At 45.3% G+C, this 22,887-nt stretch carries 30 protein-coding genes, 1 tRNA gene and 1 pseudogene; 4 read left to right on the plus strand and 28 right to left on the minus strand.

Annotated elements, in window-relative coordinates:
* Positions 1 to 450 precede the first annotated feature (450 nt).
* Genes O9334_RS13280 through glmS form a run of 3 tightly spaced genes read right to left on the minus strand, consistent with a single transcriptional unit; the run spans position 451 to position 2,941 of the window.
* Positions 451 to 690: a DUF2283 domain-containing protein gene (locus O9334_RS13280; protein ID WP_002794713.1), complete on the minus strand. Its 240-nt coding sequence runs from the start codon at positions 688 to 690 to the stop codon at positions 451 to 453.
* Positions 681 to 983 carry a hypothetical protein gene (locus O9334_RS13285; protein ID WP_045358702.1) on the minus strand — a complete coding sequence of 101 codons (303 nt, stop codon included), beginning with the start codon at positions 981 to 983 and terminating at the stop codon, positions 681 to 683. Before O9334_RS13285 ends, O9334_RS13280 begins: the two co-directional genes overlap by 10 nt.
* Positions 984 to 1,039: 56 nt before the next feature.
* Positions 1,040 to 2,941 (minus strand): glutamine--fructose-6-phosphate transaminase (isomerizing), encoded by a 1,902-nt coding sequence (glmS, locus tag O9334_RS13290; RefSeq protein WP_190381273.1) that lies wholly within the window; start codon positions 2,939 to 2,941, stop codon positions 1,040 to 1,042.
* A gap of 1,116 nt (positions 2,942 to 4,057) precedes the next feature.
* Between glmS and O9334_RS13295 the strand changes: the two genes are divergently transcribed.
* A complete protein-coding gene (locus O9334_RS13295) occupies positions 4,058 to 6,283 on the plus strand; it encodes a DNA methyltransferase (RefSeq protein ID WP_045358704.1) in 2,226 nt (741 codons plus the stop codon).
* A gap of 101 nt (positions 6,284 to 6,384) precedes the next feature.
* Here the strand turns inward: O9334_RS13295 and O9334_RS13300 are convergent, their stop codons facing one another.
* From O9334_RS13300 to O9334_RS13410, 23 genes are all read right to left on the minus strand, one after another.
* Positions 6,385 to 6,630, minus strand: a complete 246-nt coding sequence (locus tag O9334_RS13300; RefSeq protein ID WP_288000498.1) for a hypothetical protein — start codon at positions 6,628 to 6,630, stop codon at positions 6,385 to 6,387.
* 221 nt (positions 6,631 to 6,851) lie between these two features.
* The gene (locus O9334_RS13305) at positions 6,852 to 7,418 is read right to left on the minus strand and encodes an adenylate kinase (RefSeq protein ID WP_288000499.1); all 567 of its coding nucleotides are present in this window, start codon (positions 7,416 to 7,418) and stop codon (positions 6,852 to 6,854) included.
* A 70-nt stretch (positions 7,419 to 7,488) separates the two neighbouring features.
* Positions 7,489 to 8,808: a preprotein translocase subunit SecY gene (gene secY, locus O9334_RS13310; protein WP_045358706.1), complete on the minus strand. Its 1,320-nt coding sequence runs from the start codon at positions 8,806 to 8,808 to the stop codon at positions 7,489 to 7,491.
* A gap of 295 nt (positions 8,809 to 9,103) precedes the next feature.
* Positions 9,104 to 9,547, minus strand: a complete 444-nt coding sequence (gene rplO, locus O9334_RS13315; RefSeq protein WP_002796421.1) for a 50S ribosomal protein L15 — start codon at positions 9,545 to 9,547, stop codon at positions 9,104 to 9,106.
* 10 nt (positions 9,548 to 9,557) lie between these two features.
* Positions 9,558 to 10,079, minus strand: a complete 522-nt coding sequence (rpsE, locus tag O9334_RS13320; RefSeq protein ID WP_002757584.1) for a 30S ribosomal protein S5 — start codon at positions 10,077 to 10,079, stop codon at positions 9,558 to 9,560.
* A 26-nt stretch (positions 10,080 to 10,105) separates the two neighbouring features.
* Entirely contained in the window at positions 10,106 to 10,468 is a 363-nt protein-coding gene (gene rplR / locus O9334_RS13325) for a 50S ribosomal protein L18 (protein WP_002753900.1), read from the minus strand.
* A 3-nt stretch (positions 10,469 to 10,471) separates the two neighbouring features.
* Entirely contained in the window at positions 10,472 to 11,041 is a 570-nt protein-coding gene (gene rplF / locus O9334_RS13330; protein ID WP_069475528.1) for a 50S ribosomal protein L6, read from the minus strand.
* Between the two features lie 104 nt (positions 11,042 to 11,145).
* A complete protein-coding gene (gene rpsH, locus O9334_RS13335; protein WP_002734721.1) occupies positions 11,146 to 11,547 on the minus strand; it encodes a 30S ribosomal protein S8 in 402 nt (133 codons plus the stop codon).
* A gap of 216 nt (positions 11,548 to 11,763) precedes the next feature.
* Positions 11,764 to 12,303, minus strand: a complete 540-nt coding sequence (rplE, locus tag O9334_RS13340) for a 50S ribosomal protein L5 (protein ID WP_002734750.1) — start codon at positions 12,301 to 12,303, stop codon at positions 11,764 to 11,766.
* Between the two features lie 54 nt (positions 12,304 to 12,357).
* Positions 12,358 to 12,711, minus strand: a complete 354-nt coding sequence (gene rplX, locus O9334_RS13345; RefSeq protein WP_002777681.1) for a 50S ribosomal protein L24 — start codon at positions 12,709 to 12,711, stop codon at positions 12,358 to 12,360.
* Positions 12,712 to 12,783: 72 nt separating this feature from the next.
* Complete coding sequence (rplN, locus tag O9334_RS13350; protein WP_002732358.1) at positions 12,784 to 13,152, minus strand: 50S ribosomal protein L14; 369 nt, start codon at positions 13,150 to 13,152, stop codon at positions 12,784 to 12,786.
* A 20-nt stretch (positions 13,153 to 13,172) separates the two neighbouring features.
* Complete coding sequence (gene rpsQ / locus O9334_RS13355; RefSeq protein ID WP_002796423.1) at positions 13,173 to 13,415, minus strand: 30S ribosomal protein S17; 243 nt, start codon at positions 13,413 to 13,415, stop codon at positions 13,173 to 13,175.
* 6 nt (positions 13,416 to 13,421) lie between these two features.
* Positions 13,422 to 13,640, minus strand: coding sequence for a 50S ribosomal protein L29 (rpmC, locus tag O9334_RS13360; RefSeq protein WP_045358711.1), 219 nt, complete (start codon positions 13,638 to 13,640; stop codon positions 13,422 to 13,424).
* Positions 13,640 to 14,059 carry a 50S ribosomal protein L16 gene (rplP, locus tag O9334_RS13365; RefSeq protein ID WP_002734310.1) on the minus strand — a complete coding sequence of 140 codons (420 nt, stop codon included), beginning with the start codon at positions 14,057 to 14,059 and terminating at the stop codon, positions 13,640 to 13,642. Before rplP ends, rpmC begins: the two co-directional genes overlap by 1 nt.
* Before the next feature lie 30 nt (positions 14,060 to 14,089).
* On the minus strand, positions 14,090 to 14,818 hold the full coding sequence (gene rpsC / locus O9334_RS13370) for a 30S ribosomal protein S3 (RefSeq protein WP_002796425.1): 729 nt from the start codon (positions 14,816 to 14,818) through the stop codon (positions 14,090 to 14,092).
* A gap of 23 nt (positions 14,819 to 14,841) precedes the next feature.
* A complete protein-coding gene (gene rplV, locus O9334_RS13375; RefSeq protein WP_002746605.1) occupies positions 14,842 to 15,201 on the minus strand; it encodes a 50S ribosomal protein L22 in 360 nt (119 codons plus the stop codon).
* 121 nt (positions 15,202 to 15,322) lie between these two features.
* On the minus strand, positions 15,323 to 15,604 hold the full coding sequence (gene rpsS / locus O9334_RS13380; protein ID WP_002753908.1) for a 30S ribosomal protein S19: 282 nt from the start codon (positions 15,602 to 15,604) through the stop codon (positions 15,323 to 15,325).
* A 30-nt stretch (positions 15,605 to 15,634) separates the two neighbouring features.
* Entirely contained in the window at positions 15,635 to 16,468 is an 834-nt protein-coding gene (rplB, locus tag O9334_RS13385) for a 50S ribosomal protein L2 (protein ID WP_002746601.1), read from the minus strand.
* A 33-nt stretch (positions 16,469 to 16,501) separates the two neighbouring features.
* On the minus strand, positions 16,502 to 16,807 hold the full coding sequence (locus O9334_RS13390; RefSeq protein ID WP_045358714.1) for a 50S ribosomal protein L23: 306 nt from the start codon (positions 16,805 to 16,807) through the stop codon (positions 16,502 to 16,504).
* Positions 16,797 to 17,429 carry a 50S ribosomal protein L4 gene (gene rplD / locus O9334_RS13395; RefSeq protein ID WP_108937290.1) on the minus strand — a complete coding sequence of 211 codons (633 nt, stop codon included), beginning with the start codon at positions 17,427 to 17,429 and terminating at the stop codon, positions 16,797 to 16,799. Before rplD ends, O9334_RS13390 begins: the two co-directional genes overlap by 11 nt.
* Positions 17,430 to 17,449: 20 nt before the next feature.
* Positions 17,450 to 18,088 (minus strand): 50S ribosomal protein L3, encoded by a 639-nt coding sequence (gene rplC / locus O9334_RS13400; RefSeq protein WP_002734589.1) that lies wholly within the window; start codon positions 18,086 to 18,088, stop codon positions 17,450 to 17,452.
* Between the two features lie 602 nt (positions 18,089 to 18,690).
* Positions 18,691 to 19,029 carry a P-II family nitrogen regulator gene (locus tag O9334_RS13405; protein WP_045358717.1) on the minus strand — a complete coding sequence of 113 codons (339 nt, stop codon included), beginning with the start codon at positions 19,027 to 19,029 and terminating at the stop codon, positions 18,691 to 18,693.
* A 182-nt stretch (positions 19,030 to 19,211) separates the two neighbouring features.
* Positions 19,212 to 19,697: a DUF4079 domain-containing protein gene (locus O9334_RS13410; RefSeq protein WP_288000503.1), complete on the minus strand. Its 486-nt coding sequence runs from the start codon at positions 19,695 to 19,697 to the stop codon at positions 19,212 to 19,214.
* A 198-nt stretch (positions 19,698 to 19,895) separates the two neighbouring features.
* Between O9334_RS13410 and O9334_RS13415 the strand changes: the two genes are divergently transcribed.
* Complete coding sequence (locus tag O9334_RS13415) at positions 19,896 to 20,555, plus strand: phosphoribosyltransferase (protein WP_288000505.1); 660 nt, start codon at positions 19,896 to 19,898, stop codon at positions 20,553 to 20,555.
* Positions 20,556 to 20,944: 389 nt separating this feature from the next.
* On the opposite strand, the gene O9334_RS13420 is transcribed toward O9334_RS13415, so the two are convergent.
* Positions 20,945 to 21,017, minus strand: a tRNA-Arg gene (locus tag O9334_RS13420).
* Positions 21,018 to 21,073: 56 nt separating this feature from the next.
* Between O9334_RS13420 and surE the strand changes: the two genes are divergently transcribed.
* A complete protein-coding gene (surE, locus tag O9334_RS13425; RefSeq protein WP_045358720.1) occupies positions 21,074 to 21,886 on the plus strand; it encodes a 5'/3'-nucleotidase SurE in 813 nt (270 codons plus the stop codon).
* A gap of 47 nt (positions 21,887 to 21,933) precedes the next feature.
* Complete coding sequence (locus O9334_RS13430; RefSeq protein ID WP_045358721.1) at positions 21,934 to 22,515, plus strand: DUF3727 domain-containing protein; 582 nt, start codon at positions 21,934 to 21,936, stop codon at positions 22,513 to 22,515.
* Between the two features lie 234 nt (positions 22,516 to 22,749).
* Here O9334_RS13430 and O9334_RS13435 read toward each other — a convergent pair.
* Positions 22,750 to 22,887 (minus strand): annotated as a pseudogene (locus tag O9334_RS13435) (IS4 family transposase); the annotation flags it as partial.

Consider the following 22,887-nt stretch of genomic DNA (forward strand, 5'->3'; position numbering starts at 1 on the left):
GGTGGAACGAACCACAAAGACACAAAGGACACAAAGATCGATCGCTCCTATATAGCTTAGTTTCTCAATTTTATCTGGCGATCTTGCCTAGCGATCGCTTTGCAATCACTAATGAAAGTACAAGGTTTTTGAGTCCCTATAAAGTCCCTAAACCCTTTTCTAGCCAAGCTTCTACTGATATGCAGCCAACCCTACTTATCAGGGTAAGCGCATCTTAACAATCCTTGACAAAATAAACTTTATGTGAGTTGCTTACCCAGAGAGCGATTCAGGCATATTTGAGGAGAATTGGCCATCTCAATTGTTAAGCAAAAATCGACTAAATGTGAAGATTTCGTAACCATTCTGATTGACTGGTATCACTTGAAATGCCCACACAGCAAGCGGATCACAAAATTGGCCAATTGTCAATAGCGTTTGAGATGCTCTCACCCTGCCCTACTTATAGCATCATTGGATTTTACTAACATTGAGAATACTTAACCCAATGATCTTATCCCCTTGATAACGAATAATCACATCATTATCTGTTAATTCGCTATCATCCGCAGGTAAAGATGGTTGATGAAAATTAATATACAAAACATCTGCTTTTGCATCATAAGCTGTCCAAAAATCTTGCTGAGGCAGAGCGTGAATCATCTTGGCGAAGTTAAGATAGGATTGAATATTAATGCTAGTTATGGCCATATTTGTTTCCTCTTGGTTAATTCACGAAGACGACGGGTTAAATAAGCAGTAATAATAAATCCCCCCTCTGATAATTCCCGATAAACAACAATTAGATATTTTCCAGAAACTATTTGTTTAACTGCCAACAATTCCTGATGGTTTCCTACTAGGATTTTCTCAGGATAGCGAATGGTTTCCAATATCTCCGCTTGATACGATACTAATTCACTATGTCCACTGATAATGTGTTTCCATCTCTCCTCTGTCAGACGAATTAAAACCCCATTCTGAGAAGTTGCATAAAGATTCATAGGTTCCGATTCAGTGTAAATAGACCTTTAAACCACACTTTCAACCCAACGGAACCTTATTCTACCGTGACACTTTTGGCTAAATTGCGCGGCTGATCCACGTCTAAACCGCGACGGGCTGCGATATGATAGGAGAGCAATTGTAGGGGAATTACTGTTAAAATTGGCGATAATAATTCCTCAACTTCCGGCACATACAACAAATCATTAAAGACTTTTGGTGCTTCCGTATCGCTGTCAGCAACTACTCCCAATAACCGCGCATCCCTGGCTTTTGCTTCCTGTGCATTGGAGAGAACCTTATCATAAACTACCCCCGGCATCGCAATCGCTACTACGGGAACTTTTGCATCTAAAAGCGCGATTGGTCCGTGTTTCATTTCTCCGGCTGGATAGCCTTCCGCATGAATATAACTGATTTCTTTGAGTTTTAAGGCCCCTTCTAAGGCAATGGGAAAATTAATCCCCCGTCCCAAGAAAATAAAGTCTTGGGTGTCATTAAATTCATGGGCTAATTCTTCGATCGCTTTTTCCTGTTTTTCTAAGACAGTTTCGATCGACCTTGGCAGCGATCGCATTTGATTAATAATTTCCTCGATTCTCTCTAAAGACAAAGTTTGACGACGATAGGATAAATCCAAAGCTAAGAGATAAAAACCCAATAACTGGGCGGTAAAACTCTTAGTTGCCGCCACCCCGATTTCGATCCCCGCTTGGGTATTAATAATCTGATCGACCATTTGTGCTAGGGTACTTTCGGGGCGATTAGTAATCCCGATAATCCGGGCCTGATATTTTTTTCCTAATCCTAAACGACGCTGTTTTTCTGTTTCCAACGCCGCTAAAGTGTCGGCTGTTTCCCCCGATTGCGTCACCCCGATGGTTAAAGTATTGGGCATCAGGGGGGTGGGTGCATAGCGAAATTCCGAGGCGTACTGTACCCTTGTGGGAATACCCGCCAACTGCTCAATCAAGTATTTACCCACTAAACTAGCGTGCCAACTGGTTCCACAGGCTAAAATCTGAATATGTTCTAAATTTTCGTAAATTTCCTCAGAAAAATTAATATTTATCGGGTTGACATTATCCCCATTTTCTGCTGTCCAATGGGGATGCAGATAGGTCCCTAAACAGTCGCGCACCACTCCTGGTTGTTCGTAGATTTCCTTGAGCATGAAGTGACGATAACCCTGTTTTTCTACGGTGGTCGGACTCCAATCGAGGACTCTGGGGTTTTTACGGACTCTTTTTCCCTCAAAATTATAGATTTCTACTCCCAAGGGTGTTAACCGAGCGATTTCGCCATTATCCAAGGACAGCACTGCCCGGGTATGGGGAACCAAAGCACTGACATCGGAGGCACAGAAAAACTCTCCTTGACCGAAACCGATGATTAAAGGGGCGTGTTGCCGCACGACAATCAATTCATCGGGATAATCGGGACTAATCACCGCTAGGGCAAAAGCACCCTCTAAACGTTCAATTGCCCTTAAAACTGCCTTGAGGAAAGGACTCACCCCCAAGTATTCTTCATCGGTAGGTTTGGGTAAATAACTGGCGATTAGATGGGGAATAACTTCTGTGTCGGTTTCCGAGTCAAATATACAGCCTTTCTCCTTTAATTCTGTTCTTAATGCCTGAAAATTTTCGACAATGCCATTCTGTACCACTGCCACCCGTTGACTGTTATCGGTGTGGGGATGGGCATTACTTTCTACGGGTTTGCCGTGGGTTGCCCAACGGGTGTGACCGATGCCAATTTGGGAGGGATTAACTTCCTGTTCTAATTTTTCTCGCAGATTGTAGAGTTTTCCCTGGGCGCGGACTCGATGTAATTCACCTTCGAGAATTGTGGCAATCCCTGCCGAATCATAACCCCGATATTCTAAACGTTCCAATCCAGCTAGGAGAATATCGATCGCTGTTTGGGTTCCGATATAGCCAACAATTCCGCACATTCTTTCGCTCACCCCATTTAGGCTAAGTCCGATCTATTCTATCGCAAGCTTGGCGCTTGTTTGCTTAGAGCCTCAAGACGCACGGGCAAGGGTAAAGTTTCCCCTCATAGGAGATTAGGGTGTGGGGTGTGGGGTGTAGGGTGTGGGGAGAACAAATAAAAGCAATATAAATCACTCAGCAGCACACTTTGTTCTTTTTGTCAAAAAAACTTTCTCTTTGCAACAAAACTACACAATTAATTGATCAACGGGTTGGGTTTTAAAAGGCTCTTTAACCTCCATTTATTGCTGTTCCCAAATAGCTGAGTGTAGATTTAGCAAGGGTTTTCAGGATCACCAGACAGCTAAAAACCCTAAAAAGCACAGAAAAACCCATCATTTCATACTGCGAAATTATACCATAATCGCTGGAAGTATTGCAACCTCGTAAACAAATGAGAATTATTTTCAATAAATTTTTAAGAAAAGGTAAATATTGCGAAATGTAAATTTAAATATTCTCAACTATTAACGCTTGTTTGATATAAAAAACTTATAAAAGATAATTAAGTCATCGAATCTGCTGCGATGTGTCTAAAAAAGTGGTAAGACTAAATCTGGTTATCAAAGACTGATTATTTATTACCCCCATTGCCTGTCTTGATATGTAGCCTATAATCAACGGATTTAGTATGACTAGAAGCGGGTTGAAACTGGACTTCTACTGGATTACGATATATTTTAGAAAGCCTGTCTAACTCATATTGTTGAGGCATCGTCAAAGATACTCTATTCAAATCCTGTCATCAGCTGCCCGCGCATTTAAATTGTTTGTTCAGATGAGGCACTCTTGCACTCTTGCAACAGTAAAAGAATTGGGGGAGATGTAGCTCATCTAAGGATAGGCGGTTTAAATGCGTCTTAGCTTACCCAACTTCACGGCAGGTTAATGGTAAGTGTTCAAAGTTAATCGGTCTGATTTTCCCCTGAGTAAGGAAGATTTATCGAAACTAAGTAGCTGGTTATAATTAAATTAAAAATGGATTTTAAGTTCGATCCCCCCTTAATCCCCCCTTGATAAGGGGGGTGTCTGATAATTTTTAACGCCTACCTACTTATCACAAACAGTGCTAACCCATGAATCATATTTTTTCTGCTATTGATTTTCAGGCAATTAAAAATAACCCTAACTTTAAGGAAGACAGCGTTAGAGAAGTGATTATTTTACCTCTTTTAACAAGTTTGGGCTACCGAGAAGATAATATCGAAAGAAGTAAAACCCTACGGCATCCCTTTTTAAAGGTTGGTAGTAAAAAACGTCCGATAAATTTAATTCCTGACTATGTTCTGAAAGTTAATCAAAGTTATGCTTGGGTATTAGAGGCTAAAAAACCAACGGAAAATATCTACGAAGGTGATTCAGTAGAACAGGTCTATAGTTATGCGAGTCATCCTGAAATCAGAAGCAATTATTTTGCTCTTTGTAATGGCCTAGAATTTAGTTTATTTAAGACCCTCGATACCAGTACACCTATCTTATATTTTTCTCTTGATGCAATTGCCGATAGTTGGCAAGAGTTGACCCAGTATTTAGCCCCAGATAGATTTCAAGTGGGAAAAAGTTTTACCTATCAAAACCATTCCCCAATCAGTCGCAAAACTTTTGACTACTCAAGTCGTCCCTTATTAGAACCAATTGAGGTAAAAAAACAACAAGCTAAAAGACATTTTGGTGTTCATGGATATTTTACTAAACAAGCATGGAATGTGGTGGCAGAATATATTAAAAACTTTAGTCAACTGGGAGATGTCATTCTTGATCCTTTTGGCGGTAGTGGAGTGACGGCAATTGAAGCTTTAATGAATAACCGCAAAGCGATTAGTATTGATATTAACCCTCTGGCTATTTTTCTTGTTAATTCTTTAATTATTCCCGTTGATTTTGATGATTTAAGTCAAGCTTTTGAACGAGTTAAATTAGCCTACCAAGAGCGAGAACCGCAAACCAAAGAGGAAATAACAAAGATTCTCAATACCTATCCCTATCCCCAAGGTTTGAAACTGCCTAAAGGTTCTGATGTGGCTACTGTTGAACAGTTATTTAGTAACAAACAATTGGCTCAGTTAAGTTTATTAAAACATCTGATTAAACAAGAATTAAACGAGAATATTAGAGAGTCTTTGCTGTTAGTTTTTTCCAGTACAATCAATAAATATAATTTGACTTTTCATTACACAAGAAGTGCGGCGGGGGGTGATAGTTCTGTATTTAGATATTATCGCTATAGAATTGCTCATGAACCGGGAGAAATGCCCTTAATAAAAATTTATGAAACTAAATTTAAAAAACTTGTTGCAGCTAAACAAGAAATGGAGTTTTATGTTAATAAAAAAACTATTGATAACGCAACAATTGTTAAAGGAACAGCGACAGACTTAAGTTTTATTGAAAATGAAAGCGTTGATTATATTTATACCGATCCTCCCTACGGAAAGAAAATTCCCTACTTAGATTTATCAATAATGTGGAATGCTTGGTTAGATTTAGAAGTGACGGAAAAGGACTATCAATTAGAAGCTATTGAAGGTGGAACAATCCAAAAAAGTAAACAGGAATATAATCAATTAATTGCCCAAAGTATTCGAGAAATGTATCGAGTTTTGAAATTTGAGCGATGGTTATCCTTTGTCTTTGCTCACAAAGATCCTGAGTTTTGGCATTTAATTTTAGATACCGCAGAAAGTTGCGGATTTGAATATGTGGGAGCAGTGCCACAAAAAAATGGACAAACGAGCTTTAAAAAGCGGCAAAATCCCTTTACAGTTTTATCAGGACAGTTAATTATTAATTTTCGGAAAGTTCCTACTCCCAAAGCGGTAATGAAAGCTAACTTAGGCATGGATATCACCGAGATTGTCATGCAAACTGTTGAAGGAATTATTGCTAAAAATGATGGGGCAACCCTAGAACAAATTAACGATGAATTGATTATTAAAGGTTTGGAATTAGGGTTTTTAGATTTACTAGCCAAGGAGTATTCAGACTTGACTCCAATTTTGTTAGATAATTTTGATTATGAGGAAAAAACTGAATTATATACCATCAAAAAAGACAGTAAGTTTAAGTCAAAAATCGATGTTAAATTGAGAATTAAATACTATTTGATTAGCTATTTGAGAAGGATGGAAAGAGATAATAAAAGCTCTAGTTTTGATGATATTGTTTTTAATATATTACCTCTGTTAAAAAATGGCACAACTCCCGAAAATCAGACGATTCTAAGCGTCCTCGAAGATATTGCCCAGAGAGTTGGTGATGATAACTGGCGCTTAAAACAAGAAGGACAATTGAGTTTATTTTAAATCCAGTGGCAGCACACTTTGTTCTTTTTGTCAAAAAAACTTTCTCTTTGCAACAAAACTACACAATTAATTGATCAACGGGTTGGCTTAAAAAAGGCTCTTTAATCGCCAGTTGTTACTGTTCTTAAATAGGTTAGTGTAGATTTAGCAAGGGTTTTCAGGCTCACCAGACAGCTAAAAACCCCAAAAAGCACAGAGGAACCCATCATTTCATACTGCGAAATTATAGCGTTTCCTAAGCTAGTGAGGTACACATATTTTTCTTCCCTTTTGACTTTTGCCTCTTGCCTTTTGCCTAAAACCCATAACTTTTGTACCTCAGCAGACTGAAAAACGCTATATACCATAATCGCTGGAAGTATTGCAACCTCGTAAACAAATAAGAATTATTTTCAATAAATTCTTAAGAAAAGATAAATATTGCGAAATTTAAATTTAAATATTCTCAACTATTAACGCTTGTTTGATATAAAAAACTTATAAAAAGTTGTAATTTTTACTGACTGATGACTGATGACTGATCACTGATGACTGATTACTGATCACTGATTACTGACTGAGGGAAACTTTACCCAGGAGTGACAACTGCTGTTAAAGCCGCCGTAACCGCGTCCATCGGTTGATTACCGTCGATATGGTTAAGAGTCCCCTTTTGACCGTAATAATCTAAAACGGGGGCAGTTTGGTCGATATAAACCTGTAGGCGACGGGCGATCGTTTCTTGAGTATCATCTTGACGACCCCGTTGCATGAGACGCTCAATTAAGACCGTATCTGGTACAGCCAAATTAAGCACAAATGTGTGGCTATCGGCCAATTCTTCCAGTAATGCGTCTAAAAAGCTCGCCTGTGCCACCGTGCGGGGAAAACCATCAAGAATCCAACCCTTAGCACTGTCAGGCTGTTTTAAACGTTCCTGAATTAAACCTAATAACAACTCATCGGGGACTAATTCCCCCTTTTCCACATAAGCTTGTGCTTGCTGACCAAGTTCTGTCTTCTCTGTAATTGCTTGACGTAAAATTTCACCAGTAGAAATATGGGGAATCGTTAGAGATTCCGCTAATTTTGCCGCTTGGGTCCCTTTTCCCGATCCGGGCGGTCCCAAAAATATCACACCGATCCGTTTGCTCATGGATTAAATATAGGGTTTTAAGGGAAAAAACAACCAGTAACCGGTAAAAGGTCACTGGTTAACTATCTAACTACTTTTTAATCATGTCCTCATAGCGTTGAGACATGACATAGGTTTGAATTTGTTTCGCCGTATCGATCGCCACCCCCACCAGAATTAACAGGGAAGTTGCCCCCAAACCGCGAAAAGTGGTGACACCGGTGGCGCTTTCTACTACAGTCGGCACAGTAGCCACCAAACTTAAAAAGAGAGCGCCCAAAAGGGTGAGACGATTCAGCACCCCTTCCAGATAATTAGTAGTAGCGGTCCCTGGTCGAATCCCCGGAATACTGGCCCCCATTTTTTTCAGGTTTTGGGACATATCCTTGGGGTTAACGATCAGGGAAGCGTAGAAGAAACTAAAACCGAGAATCAGTAAGCTATAAAAAGCCACATAACCCCAACTATCGGGACGCAGGGCATTAACCAACTGAACTAAAACCTGACCGACCGGGTTATCCGTGGGTAAAGCTTGCACCAATTGGAAAGGTAAGACCAACACTGCCGAGGCGAAAATAATCGGCATCACGCCCCCTTGATTGAGTCGTAGGGGTAGATAACTGGTTCTTTCCCGATAGAGACGACGACCCACCTGACGACGGGCAGAAACAATCGGAATCCGACGGGTTCCTTCCTGAACAAAAACAATGCCGATAATCATCACCAAGAAAACCAGCAAGAGAATCACCACTTGAGCGATCGCTTGTCGGCCACCCTGTTGAGCAAAAGTAATCGTATCACCGAGGGTTTTCGGTAAAACAGCGACAATGTTGACAAAAATCAGCAAAGATGCTCCATTTCCCAGACCGCGTTCCGTAATCAGTTCCGAAATCCACATCACGAACATAGAACCCGCCACTAAAGCGAGAACCGTAGCAGCGATCGAGGGTAAAGTTCCGGCCACAACGCCGTTAGCAACCAATAAACCGAGAGTAATGCCGATACTTTGAATAATTGACCAACCAAAGGCAATATAACGGGTAATTTGGGCAATTTTTCGCCGTCCTGCTTCTCCTTCATTTTTCTGTAAATCTTCCAAAGAAGGAAGGGCAGCGGTGAGCAGTTGCACGATAATTGAGGCGTTGATATAGGGAAGAATGCCGAGGGCAAAAATCCCTAACGTCGATAATCCTCCCCCGGTAAACAGGTCAAGGATTCCCAAAGCGGCGTTACCTTGAATAATTTCTGCTAATCTTGCCCGATCCAAACCGGGTATCGGTACAAACATCCCAAAACGGAGCAGAATCAGTAAACCCAATGTAATCAACAAGCGACCGCGTAAACCGGCCGCCTGTGCCATTTGCATAAACGTTTCCTGTGCCGTGGGAGCCTTATCACGACTGACGACCATTAACAGTTACCTCTAGTGCAGTTTTTTTATGGGAAAAAGTAATCGAGGGGGAAAACTTTCTCGATTTTTTTAAGATTTCCCCTGTCTTTCTTATGATATATCAATCAGGTCTTGGGGGTTGGGTGTTAGGGGTTCGGTGTGGGGTGTAGGGTGTAGGGTGTGGGGTGTGGGGTGTGGGGTGTAGGGTGTGGGGAGAACAAAGCTGCCCTTTACCTTTTGCCTTTTGCCTTTTGCCTTTTGCCTTTTGCCTTTTGCCTTTTGCCTTTTATCTCCTGTCTCCTGTCTCCTGTATCCGTTAAATTTCTTCCCAAGTACCTTGAGCGGCGGTAATTTTCTCTTTAGCACTATTGCTAAAAGCGGCGGCCTTCACCTTGAGGGGAACGGTAATTTCACCATCACCTAAAACTTTTAAAGGGCCGTCATTGCTGGTGAGAATTTTAGCTTTTAGCAGACTTTCCAGGGTAACTTCCGTATTAGCGGGTAAAGAAGCCAATTTTCTCAGATTAACAATCGTGTATTGACGGGGGTTAACCAAAGGAAAATGCTTTAATTTGGGAACCCGACGATAGAGGGGCATTTGTCCCCCCTCAAAACCGGGACGAGTCCCCGTCCCAGAGCGAGATTTTTGTCCGCGCATTCCCAGACCGCAGCTAGCGCCCTGGCCGGCCGAGATACCCCGTCCCACACGACGACGGCGTTTAGTTGACCCTGGTTGGGGGGCGATTTCGTGGAGTTTCATGGTGATTTCTTTAGGTGTACAAATGTTCTACAGATACGCCTCTATCCTTGGCCACTTCCGAGAAAGTGCGGAGAGTTTCCAGGGCGTTAACGGCGGCTCTAGCGTTATTGAGGGGGTTATCGCTACCGAGTTGTTTAGCGAGGATATTTTTCACCCCGGCTAGTTCTAAAACGGTACGGACAGCACCTCCGGCAATAACCCCAGTCCCCGGAGCAGCCGGACGCATAAGCACCTGAGCGCCACCGGAAGCCCCCCGGGTGAGGTGAGTGATAGAACTAGCCTTAGTTAAGGAGACTTCAATTAGTTGTTTTTTACCATCGGCCACACCTTTACGGACGGCCCCGATCACATCCCCTGCTTTGCCGACTCCCACTCCCACCTGGCCGTTTTCATTACCGACCACGACGATAGCCCGGAAGCTGAGTTTTTTACCACCCTTAACCACCTTACTAACCCGGCGGATCTGGATGACCCGCTCTTGCCAAGTGGTTTCTTTTTCTTTTTCGCGGTTGCCTTTGCGACGTTTTGCCATAGTTTTATCAGTGTTGAAAGGATATTTTAGAAGTTTAAGCCGGCTGACCGAGCCGCTTCTGCTAAGGCTTTGACGCGACCGTGATAGAGATTGCCACCGCGATCAAAAACCACTTGTTCAATGCCTTTGTCTAGGGCCCGTTGGGCCACCAGTTTACCCACCGCAGCCGAGGCTTCTTGGGTAGCGGTGGATTCCAATTCCCCGCGCAAGGTTGCCTCTAGGGTAGAAGCGGCCGCGAGGGTGTGTTGGGCTACGTCGTCGATAATTTGGGCGTAGATGTGGTTATTAGAACGAAATACGGATAAACGCGGCCGTTCAGCAGTGCCATTAATTTTGCGACGCACCCGCTGGTGACGACGACGGACTGATTCTTTGCGACTAAGTTTCATGGTTTATTTTTTACCTCCTTTACCGCCTTTAGCACCTTTACCGCCAGCTTTACCAACTTTGCGACGGACAACTTCACCAAGATAGCGAATCCCTTTACCTTTATAAGGTTCGGGGGGACGAACTTCGCGGATTTTAGCGGCGATGTTACCGACGGCTTCTTTGTCGATGCCACTGACGATAACTTGGGTGTTGTTTTCTACGGCGACGGAAACACCATCGGGCATCTCCATTTCCACGGGTTTACTGTAACCAACATTAAGAACTAATTTACTACCCTGCGCCTGGGCGCGGTAGCCCACCCCTTGGATATCGAGGCGTTTTTGAAAGCCAGTCGCGACTCCTTCTACCATGTTGGCCACTAGAGTTCTACAGAGTCCGTGGCGTTCTCTGGCGGTACGCGAATCGTCTTGACGGGTAACGAGCAGGGTTTCGCCATCTTTATTGATGGCGACGGCGGTGGGTAGGGTTCTCTGGAGAGTTCCTTTGGGCCCTTTCACCGTCACGGTAGCACCATCGATATCGACGGTGACTTTATTGGGAATAGGAATCGGGCGTTTGCCAATACGAGACATAACAGTTATCAGTTATCAGTTATCAGTTATCAGGGAAGAGTTATCAGTGGGTCAGCTATCGGGTTTAAACTGGGAAAGGCTGACGGCTGATAGCTTATCCTTGTTTACCAGATGTAGCAAAGGACTTCGCCGCCAACGTTTTGTTTACGCGCTTCGCGATCGGTCATAATGCCTTTAGAGGTGGAAACAATGGCGATGCCAATGCCACCGAGGACGCGCGGTAAGTCTTTACTGTTGGAATAAACTCGCAGGCCCGGTTTACTGACTCTGGTGAGGGTAGTAATGATCGGTTGACGGTTTTTGCCTTTATATTTGAGGGAAAGAACTAATTGAGATTTAATCCCCTCACCCACTTCCTCAAAGTCAGCAATAAAGCCTTCGTCTTTGAGAACTTGAGCAATACTGCGCGTCATCCGCGTGGTGGGAATTTGAGTAGTGGTCTGCCGAACCGCGCAAGCGTTACGGATGCGGGTCAGCATATCCGAGATGGTATCGTTAGCAGACATGAATTACCTGTTTTTCTCCTAAATTGGGATCAACATCAGTGGTCAGTTATCAGTTATCAGTTATCAGTGGGTCAGTTATCAGATTTGAGTATTAAGTGAGTAGTATTAAATAGCAGCTTCCTGCTGTCTTTTCACTCAATCACTGTTTACTGTTTACTGTTGACTGTTCACTGTTCACTTATTTACCGGTCACTGTTTACTTTTCTCTTGATTGATTTATCTAAAGGGCATTCCCATCTCTTTGAGGAGGGCGCGTCCTTCTTCGTCGTTTTTAGCGGTGGTGATGATTGAGATGTCCATCCCGCGAATTTGATCGATTTTGTCGTATTCAATTTCAGGGAAGATCAACTGTTCACGAATGCCTAAACTGTAGTTACCACGACCATCAAAACTGTTACCACTGATACCGCGAAAGTCGCGAATGCGTGGTAAGGCCAGATTAATGAGACGGTCTAAAAAAGCGTACATTCGATCGCCGCGCAATGTCACCATGACACCCACGGGCATTCCTTCGCGAATTTTGAAGCCAGCGATCGCTTTTTTGGCTCTAGTCACTACTGGTTGTTGTCCAGTGATGGTGGACAGTTCCTCCTTGGAAGACTCCAAAGCTTTGGCATTTTGTGAAGCTTCCCCAAGACCGCGGTTAACGGTAATTTTGATAACTTTAGGTACTTGGTGGATATTGGTATAACCAAATTGTTCTTTCAGTTTAGGAACAATGGTTTCTTGATAGGTGGTTTTTAGTTTTTGGCTCATAGTTTTGCTGCTTGCTTTTCCTGGGCTTGGTCAGGAACTAGAATTGATGGGAAACTAATCGATAATTTCGCCAGTTTTCTTCAGTATCCGCACTTTCCGACCGTCTTCGGTAAAGGTATAACCCACCCGACTGGCGATTTTTTTCTTCTCGGAATAAAGCATCACTTTGGAACTGTGAATCGGTGCTTCGTAGGTAAGGATTTGACCCGATTCTCCTTCCTGTTGGGGTTTAGTATGTTTGGTGCGGATATTAACTCCCTTGACCACCACGGTACTTTCTTGGGGTAAAGCGCGTAAAATTTCGCCCACTTTGCCCTTATCGGAACCGGCGATTACCTGAACGACATCCCCTTTTTTAACGTGCATTTTTTGCCTTTGGGGCGGGGTTTGAATGTTTTTCTTACTCATTTTTTTTGACCTCAAGGTGTGAAAAGTTTTAGACTAGCCATCAGCCAATTGCCTTGGTACTTTTCACTTTGATCAGAGAACTTCTGGGGCTAAGGAAACAATTTTGGTGTAGTTTTTATCGCGCAATTCCCGAGCGACAGGACCAAAAACCCTAGTACCTTTGGGATTACCGTCATTATTAATAATCACGGCGGCGTTATCATCAAAACGGATGCTCATGCCACTATCGCGACGGACGGTTTGACGGGTCCGCACAATCACCGCCGTCACCACATCGGATTTTTTCACGGGCATATTGGGGATAGCGTCCTTAACCACGGCGATAATTTTGTCACCGATGCCACCGTAGGTACAGTTACCTGTTCCCAGCACCCGCAGACACATTAGTTTCCGCGCCCCGCTATTGTCAGCGACATTTAAGTAGGTTTGTTGTTGAATCACGGTTTTTACCTAGGTGAAATTTAATTATCGGTTAATATTTCCGCCACTTCCCAACGTTTGGTTTTACTGAGGGGGCGGGTTTCACGAATACGAACTCGATCGCCTTGTTTGGCTTGATTTTCTGCGTCGTGAGCTTTAAATTTCTGGGTTTTCACGACGATTTTGCCGTATTTAGGGTGAGGAGAGCGGTTTTCAATGGCTACCACTACGGTTTTATCCATTTTGTCGCTGACTACTACCCCAACTCTTTCTTTAACTGCCATAGCGGGTTATGCCTCCGGGGTGGACTGGGCTAGTTGGCGCTCCCGTTCTACGGTCAATAATTGGCCGAGACGGTGGCGGGTGTGTTTGAATTCGTGGGTTTTTTCCAAGCGGCGGGTGGCCTGTTGCAAACGCAATTCAAACAGTTTCTTTTTGGCAGCGAGGATAGCATCAGCGATGTCCTCATCGCTCATCTGCCTCACTTCGGCGATTTTCGGTAAAGCCATTAGACAAAATCCTCCTCGCGAGTGATAAATTTGGTCTTAATCGGTAATTTTTGGGCGGCTAGGCGCATTGCTTCCCGGGCCACGGGTTCGGCTACCCCGGCAATCTCAAACATAATGAACCCCGGTTTAACCACGGCCACCCAGAATTCGGGGGAACCTTTCCCGGAACCCATCCGAGTTTCTGCGGCCCGTTGGGTCACGGGTTTATCGGGAAAAACGCGAATCCAGATTTTGCCACCCCGACGAATATAACGAGTCATTGCCCGTCTGGCCGCTTCGATTTGACGGGAAGTAATCCAACAGGGTTCGGTGGCTTGCAGGGCGAAATCGCCGAAATTAATCGTATTTCCGCCGGTGGCCAGCCCGCGCATCCGTCCGCGCTGTTGTTTGCGGAATTTTGTTCTTTTGGGACTTAACATGAGCTATTTACCACTGATAAATATTAGGGATCAGCCCTCACTAGAGCGATCTTCAAACTGTTGACGGCGACGCTGTTGACGGCGCGGTGCTTGAGCGGGAACGGCGGCGGCAATTTCTTCTTGGCCGGGGATAATTTCGCCCTTAAAGATCCAAACTTTCACGCCTAGAATCCCGTAGATGGTGCTGGCGGTTTTATAGGAGTAATCAATATCGGCGCGCAGGGTATGCAGGGGAACTCGTCCTTCCCGCACCCATTCGGTCCGAGCGATTTCTGCACCGTTGAGACGACCGCTAACTTGAATTTTGATCCCTTTGACTTCAGCCCGTTGGGCCCGTTGGATGGCTTGCCGGACAACACGACGGAAGGAAACCCGTCTTTCTAGTTGTTGGGCAATGTATTCGGCGATCAGGTTGGCATCGGCATCAACGCGAGCGACCTCAATGACGTTAATGCGAATTTGACGCTGGCCACCGAGGGCTTTTTGTAAACCTAGGCGCAGCTGTTCGATTCCCGTGCCACCACGACCGACGACGACACCGGGGCGGGCGGTGTGGATGGAAATATCTACTTGATCGGCCTTACGTTCGATGCGAATATCGGCGATACCGGCATTAGCAAGGTTTTTTTCGACGTACTGACGAATGCGGCGATCTTCTTGCAGTAGTTCGGGGTAACGTTTCGCGTCGGCATACCAGCAAGATTTATGATCTTTGATAACGCCGAGACGAAAACCGAGGGGATGGATTTTTTGTCCCATTGTGGTTTTTTTAGTTAAGGTGATTAGTCTTTGTTGCTAGGAGCGACGGCGACGGTGATATGACAGGTGGGTTTGCGAATTTGGTAGGCGCGCCCTTGGGCCCGGGGTCGAAAACGTTTTAGGGTCGGTCCGCCATCGGCAAAGGCTTGGCTAACTACCAAAGTGGCGGGATCGAGTCCTTCGTTATTTTCGGCGTTGGCAACGGCGGAACGCAGGACTTTTAGGATCGGGTCACAGGCCCGGTAGGGCATGAATTCGAGAATAATTAGGGCTTCCCGATAGGAGCGCCCGCGGATCTGATCGAGTACCCGTCTGACTTTCAGGGGTGACATCCGAATATAGCGGGCGATCGCTTTGACTTCGTTAGAGGTATCGATGGTCATTTCAGTTATCAGTTATCAGTTATCAGTTATCAGTCATCAGTTATCAGTCTTGGTGATTTATGGTCACGACTCTTCGGCCTTGCTCAGAGGCCACTATCTAGCTGATGGAGTAGCGGCTGATTTATTTCCGTCCTGCTTTTTTGTCGCTCTTGGCGTGGCCGCGGAAGGTGCGGGTGGGAGCGAATTCACCGAGTTTATGACCGACCATCTGCTCGGAAACATAGACGGGAACGTGCTGTTTGCCGTTGTGAACGGCGATCGTGTGACCGACCATATCGGGAATGATTGTCGAGGCACGGGACCAAGTTTTAATCACTTGTTTACTGCCCTGTGCGTTGAGTTTTTCGATTTTTTCCATCAGGTGGCCGGCGACAAATGGCCCCTTTTTCAGTGAACGACCCATAATTTTCAGTCAAAAGTAAAGTAATAATTTCTAACCTTGGTTACGACGGCGCACGATCAGATCGCTACTGCGTTTTTTCTTGTTGCGAGTTTTGCGACCGAGGGCGGGTTTACCCCAGGGAGTCATCGGGCCAGAACGTCCGATCGGAGCGCGACCCTCTCCACCTCCATGCGGGTGATCGACTGGGTTCATGACGCTACCCCGAACATGAGGCCGTTGACCGCGGTGACGGGTACGACCGGCTTTACCGAGACTGATATTTCTCGCTTCGGCGTTACCGACTTTTCCGATGGTGGCGTAGCATTCACGCCGGATCATGCGGACTTCTTTGGAGGGGAGGCGGATGGTAACGTAATCGCCTTCTTTGGCTACCACTTGGGCGAAACCACCAGCAGCCCGCACCATTTGACCACCGCGACCAGGAACGAGTTCGATGTTATGAACTTCTGTCCCTAGGGGGATGCGACTTAAGGGTAGGGCATTACCGACCTCGAAGGGAGCGTTTTCTCCGGCGATGACGGTATCACCAACGCCTAAACCGGCGGGGGCGATGATGTAGCGTTTTTCCCCGTCTTTGTAGAAAAGCAGGGCAATGCGGGCGTTACGGTTAGGATCGTACTCGATCGCCGCTACTGTGGCCGGAATATCCCGTTTATCGCGACGAAAATCGATAATCCGGTAGAGGCGTTTATGGCCGCCGCCCCGGTGACGACTGGTAACGACACCGCGATTATTACGCCCCTGTTTGCTGTGTTTGCGATGAGTTAGGGACTTTTCCGGTTCGGTTTTGGTGATCTCTTTAAAGTCGGAGATGGCCGCCTGCCTTGTCCCGGGGGTTAAAGGTCTAAAAGAACGAATACCCATAGTTTAGTTTTCCGTTATCGGGTTTCTTGGTTGTTATACGTCGGGATAGAGGGTGATCGAGTCGCCTTCGGCTAGGGTGACGATCGCGCGTTTGTATTGGGGTTTGTAACCGAGGAAACGGCCGACGCGTTTTTTCTGACGAGAGGGGCGGCTGGTGTTCACTTTCGTTACTTTCACCTCAAACAGCAGTTCGATCGCCGCTTGAATTTCCGGCTTGGTCGCTTTCAAGGCGACATCGAAGACGTATTTATTTTGTTCTAGGAGTAGGGTGGCTTTCTCGGTGACGATCGGCTTTAGGATCAGATCGGCGAGTTGCCTGGCTTCAGTTTTAAGCACCATAGACCTCCTCAATTTTGGCTAGGGCTGCGGCGGTGGCGATAACTCGATCGGCTAGGATGACATCATAGACGTTGAGACTATCGGCGCGAATAATTTTGAGATTGCAGATATTACGCCCCGATAAATAGACATTTTCGGGAATTTCCGTCAAAATCAGCAGAATTTTTTCCTCTGGACTGGCTCCCCAGCGACTTAAGGCAGCGGTGAGTTCCTTGGTTTTGGGTTGGGAGAATTGTTCGGCGAAGCTTTCAACCACGATAAAGTTATCGGCCTGGCTGATCAAAGCGGTTCTCAGGGCTAATCTTTTCTCTTTGCGATTGACCTTAACCTCAAAATCTCTCGGTTTGGGTCCGAAGATGACACCGCCACCACGCCAGAGGGGAGAACGGATCGAACCAGCCCTAGCGCGACCAGTGCCTTTTTGCCGCCAGGGTTTGCGACCACCGCCGCGCACTTCCGAGCGGGTTTTGGTGGAGGCGTTACCTTGACGGGCCGCCGCTAGATGGCTGATGACGACGCGGTGAATTAGGTGTTTGGCGGTTTCGGGTTTAGCGGTTTTCAGTTCCAGGGTGCCTGTTCCCGCTTCTTCCCCTTGCCAATTTTTGACTGTGTAGTTAACCATGGCTTTAATCTTTCCTTGCCCTATTTACCAAATTTCTTGGCGGGGGTGATGTTTAACAGGGTTCCTGGTTTGCCCGGGACGGCTCCTTTGATCAGGATCAGGTTGCGTTCGCTATCGATTTTGACCACGGACAATTTGCGGATGGTCACTTGGGTGGCTCCGTATTGTCCAGCCATTCTCTTACCCGGGAAAACCCGGCCTGGGGTAGTACCGGCACCGGTGGAACCGGGGAGACGGTGGTTTTTGGAACCGTGGGTCATGTTACCGCGCTTGAAGTTATGGCGTTTTTGATAGCCGGAGAAACCCCGTCCGATGGTGGTTCCAGCCACATCGACCAAATCGCCTTCTTGGAAGATAGCGGCGGTAATTTCTTGGCCTAAAGTGTAAGCGGATGCGTCCTCAAGACGGTATTCGATTAAATGCCGCAGGGGGGAGACACCGGCTTTGGCTAAATGACCGAGTAGCGGTTTATTGAGGGCTTTTTCTTTGACGGTTTTGTATCCCACTTGAATGGATTCATAACCGTCGGTTTTTTTAGTTTTGACTTGGGTGACGGGACACGGACCGGCTTGAACGACGGTGACGGGAATGGCGACTCCCGTTTTGTTGTCGAAGATTTGGGTCATGCCCAGTTTTGTACCGAGGATACCGATAGACACGGATTGTTCTCTTTATCTTTACTAGACGACAATCAAAAATAACGTGGCCGTGGCTATAGGAGCGAGAAAAATCTTTCCCGCTTTATCAGCCTGCCCAACTTGAATGACTTTTTTCGAGTTATTTAAGCTGGCATCCCGTTAAATTCGTAAGTAGGACTAGACAGGGTTGCTGGTTCTGCCTAGATTGTTGCTGGTCTTTGTTTCTTGGGGACTTAAAGGGTTGATCTTCAGTATCCCGGCGAAGACCGATTGACCAAGGCGGTTCTGCTTGGCAGTGCCTTGGACACCACCTAACACCGATTTTGGCCACGATCAAACATTGTATAATATTTGTGACCTTTTAGGCAAGAGATTTTTTTTAGTCACTGGAAATGATAATATCTAATCTGGTTGAATTATTTTTACCAGTCAGCGGTCTTGAGTGGTGATGGGGGCAGACCGAGCCAATAGATTTAATTACAGCAGTTATCTTAATGGTGAGGTACAAATTTTTCGTTTTAGGGAATTGGTCGTCGATACCAAATTAGGTTACACTTCTTGATGGGAAACACTGTCAATGGGGGGGGGATGACAGGATTGTACTATCATCCCTTGTCTGGAGGTTAAATCGCTTCCAGGTCTTTTTCTCCGGTACGGATGCGGACGATCTGTCCCACGGGGGAGATGAAGATTTTACCGTCTCCGATTTCACCAGTACGCGCGGCAGAAATCAGCTTATCGACGACCATATCGACTTGCTTATCTTCGACGACTATCTCGATCTTGAGTTTTTGGAGAAATTCGACGGTATACTCGGAACCGCGATAACGTTCCGGTTGACCTTTCTGACGACCGAAACCTCTAACTTCAGATACGGTCATCCCGACAATGCCCGCGTTAACTAGGGCGATTTTCACTTCTTCAAGTTTAAAGGGTCGGATAATCGCTTCTACTTTCTTCAAAATATCTATCTCCTCGTTGCGTGACGATACCTTCTTGGTAAATTACCTGTTAATTCTAAACTCGGAATCCCGACAATAGCACTTAAAGTCATAATTTCTTCAATTATTGCCCTTGGCCACAGTCTGCCGCGGTGAAAAATTCCAGGTGGGAATTAGCCCACCCGAAGCCATAAATAAACCAACTAGAGAGATAATCCTAACTGAAGACCGAAAACACCGTGAACTAGCAGTAAAATCAGGGCAATACTGCCTATATAGGCGTGAATAGTCCGAAAAAGTTCTTTTTTCCCGCCAGCGAAGCCTGTGAGGGATAATAATCCATTGAAAGCTAATAAACCGATCGCGATCGATCCTGTCCAGAAATGGCTGCTTTCGAGGATGGGATGTTTCTGCATGACCAGGGATAAAACACCGCCGGTGTAACCGAGAACGATAAATAAAAACAGCCAAGGAGCGAGTTTGCGGTGATCGGCTCTATTTTTGGCCACTACTTCCCCATCTTTGCTTAAACGGCTTTGCCAACCGGCATAGGCAGTATAACTACCCATAACTAAAACCACAATCCCCATCATGACTGGATGTCCCCAATGAACGATCGGTTCGGGAGTTCCGAGACCGCGAAAGGCAGCGGCGATCGGCTCTAGCGCATCACTTAAACTTTGATTCATGTTTGTTACCTAACTTTACAAAACCCTCTCGCCTAAGATTTTAGCCGATCTTTGGCCTGGAAAAACTTCGGTTAGTCGAAAAAATGTCAAGCCTTCGCTAAATTTCTTAACATTTCAGCTAGAGATGAGCGGAGAAATATAGAATAAAGGCAGGGGAAAGCAAGGATCCCCAAGGGGATTAGCCCCTAGGAGGGCATTATGACTTATCTGCTCAAAGATCGGCACTCGGCAGGGAGACTATTAGCTAGTTACTTGACAGAATATACAAATAGTGCTAGGGTGATGGTTTTGGCTTTGCCCCGGGGTGGGGTTCCGATCGCCTTTGAAATTGCCCAAAGGTTACATTTACCCCTAGATCTGTGTTTAGTGCGAAAATTAGGTGTGCCAGAGCGAAAAGAGTTAGCTTTTGGGGCGATCGGTCAGAATGGGGTGCGGGTAATCAATGAAAGTATTGTTGAGGACTTGCACCTATCGGAAGCGATGATGGAACGGGTAGCAAAGGAAGAAATGATCGAATTAGAGCGACGCGATCGCTTGTATCGAGGTGAGCGACCCTTTCCCAGCCTAACGGGAAAAACGATTATTCTAGTAGATGATGGTATCGCTACGGGAGCAACGATTAAAGCGGCGATTCTGACCCTTAAAGCTGGAAATCCCGCTGCTATTATTATTGCTGTTCCTATTGCCCCACTGGAAGTCTGTGATCAATTAGAAAAATTAGTCGATCGAGTAATTTGCCTACATAAACCCTACGAATTGAGATCGATTTCTCTTTGGTACGAAGACTTTTCCCAAACCAGCGATGAGGAAGTGCAAACACTTTTAGCCACCGTCGATAGTTCTTTAATTCAAGTTTAGAGAGCGTTCGTCAATTAATTTAAAGAAGGTGGACATAATCGAAAATTAGTAATCAGTAATCAGTAGATATACATTTCAGTTATAACTATTTATTAGTACACAAGACAAAAGCAAGCTGTGATTGGGTTATAGCGTTTTCCAATCTCATGAGGCACACCAAAATCTTAACTCCTGAATCCCGAATCCTGACTCCTGAATCCTGAATCCCGAATCCTGACTCCTGACGACCGACTCCTCAAAACCTAAGACTCTGTACCTCACAACTATGGGAATTGCTATATAAATTTTGGGGATGTCTCTGTTTACTGATCACAGCAAAAAGCTGACGGCTTAGATGTGTAATTAATTTTGCTTAGGACTTAACTGATCACTGATGACTGATCACTGAACGAGTACGGAGGGAGTCGAACCCCCGACACCCAGGACCGGAACCTGGTGCTCTATCCTCTGAGCTACGTACCCACGATAAAATACTATTATAGTATAGCACTAGCCGACGCAGTAGATCAGAAATTCCTATGACTAGCGATCGCCCTTTAAAACTACTGATCAGTAACGATGACGGCATTTCCGCTCTAGGAGTCCGCATCCTTGCTAACACCCTCGCTACTGCGGGTCATCAAGTGACCGTAGTTTGTCCCGACGGCGAGCGCTCTGCCACTGGTCATGGCCTAACCCTACACCATCCCATCCGGGCCGAACAGGTGGAAGGAATTTTTCACCCCGATGTGATTGCCTGGTCCTGCTCGGGAACTCCGGCCGATTCGGTGAAATTTGCCCTTAGTGCCGTCCTCAAAGAGCGTCCCGATTTAGTTTTAGCTGGCATTAACCACGGGTCTAATCTCGGCACCGATATCCTCTATTCTGGCACGGTTTCTGCGGCCATGGAGGGATTAATCGAAGGTATTCCCAGTATTGCTGTTAGTCTCGCCAGTTTTAAAGCCTGTGATTTCCAGCCGGCCGCCGATTTTGCCCTCACTTTAGTCAGGAAAGTTGCCCTTAATCCTTTTCCCGTTCCCACTTTACTCAATGTTAACGTCCCTCCAGTTAGTAGTGCCGAAATCAAGGGAGTGAAAATCACTAGGCAAGGATTGCGACGCTACGAGGAAACCTTCGAGAAAAGACTGGATCCCAGGGGTAAAAGTTATTACTGGTTAATTGGGGAAGTGGTGGAAGATATCGAACAACCGGACTACAGCCATTTACCCCCGCAAGTGCCTACGGATGTGCGCGCTATTGGCGAGAATTTTATCACCATCACGCCCCTACAATACAATTTAACTGATGTGCAGGGTTTTCAACATTTGCACCGGAATTCTTGGTTTGATTGAGGATCAACTCATGATATTCTGATTCAATCATTAGCGTTTGAGAGCCTATGTCCCCTCAATTTAATTTTCAAGAAAACGAACTCGAAGAAGCGGATATCATAACCCTCTGGGATGAGCAAGGTCGATCGCTGGACTGTTATATTGAGAACGCCTATGAAACCGATGACCTCACCTATATGCTTCTTGTCCCCGTGGATACCCCGGTGATGATTCTAGCTTGGGACGAGGAATCGGAGGAAGAAGAATCTGATGCCTTCCTAATCGAAGATAGCGAGGAAATCGAGCGGGTTTTTGCCGATGCTAAGGCAGTTTTAGCAGAATTAGACCTATTGCTCAAACCCACTGCTCACACCTTAACCGTTAGTGGTGAATTGCCTCCCCTGGAAGAAGATAATGTTCTCAGTTTAGAAATCGATAGCGATGCTCCTTCCTCGTCATCAGAGCCGGAAGAATTGCAATTTCTCGCCAGTTTCTTTTCCGAAGACCAAAAATACTCGATTTACAGTCCCCTTGCTCCTTTGTTATTCTTAGCTGTCGGTGATGGGGAAGGGAAGGTTGAATTAGTTTCCCCCGATGATGACGGTATGGGACCGATTCTAGAGGAACTTTTGTTTGATGAACTCGATTAATTACTTGATTTTACCAAATCCGCTGACCAAAATTATTGATAAATCTAGTCACAGTATATCTTTCGGGATTTCATCATCATTGCGATTAACACGGATTTGGTATTTTTTCTTTAAATTACGGCGTTTATCATAAAGATGAAGTATAACCTAACTTGGTATTAACGACCGGCTCCTGTCTCCCGAAAATAAAAACCTTATACCTCACTATTAAGATAAATGCTATATCACCACAACCTAAGTACAGGACAAAAATTGTAGGGAATGAAGAAAATCCCGATGATTAGGCAAAGAAGGGTTAAGAATCAGATGACGAAGATGGTCAAAACCTAAGCGAAAAAGACTCTTAGCACGACGACCGTGTTTCTTGAGGGG

This window comes from Microcystis sp. LE19-8.1F (assembly GCF_027531715.1).
Taxonomy (GTDB): domain Bacteria; phylum Cyanobacteriota; class Cyanobacteriia; order Cyanobacteriales; family Microcystaceae; genus Microcystis; species Microcystis wesenbergii_A.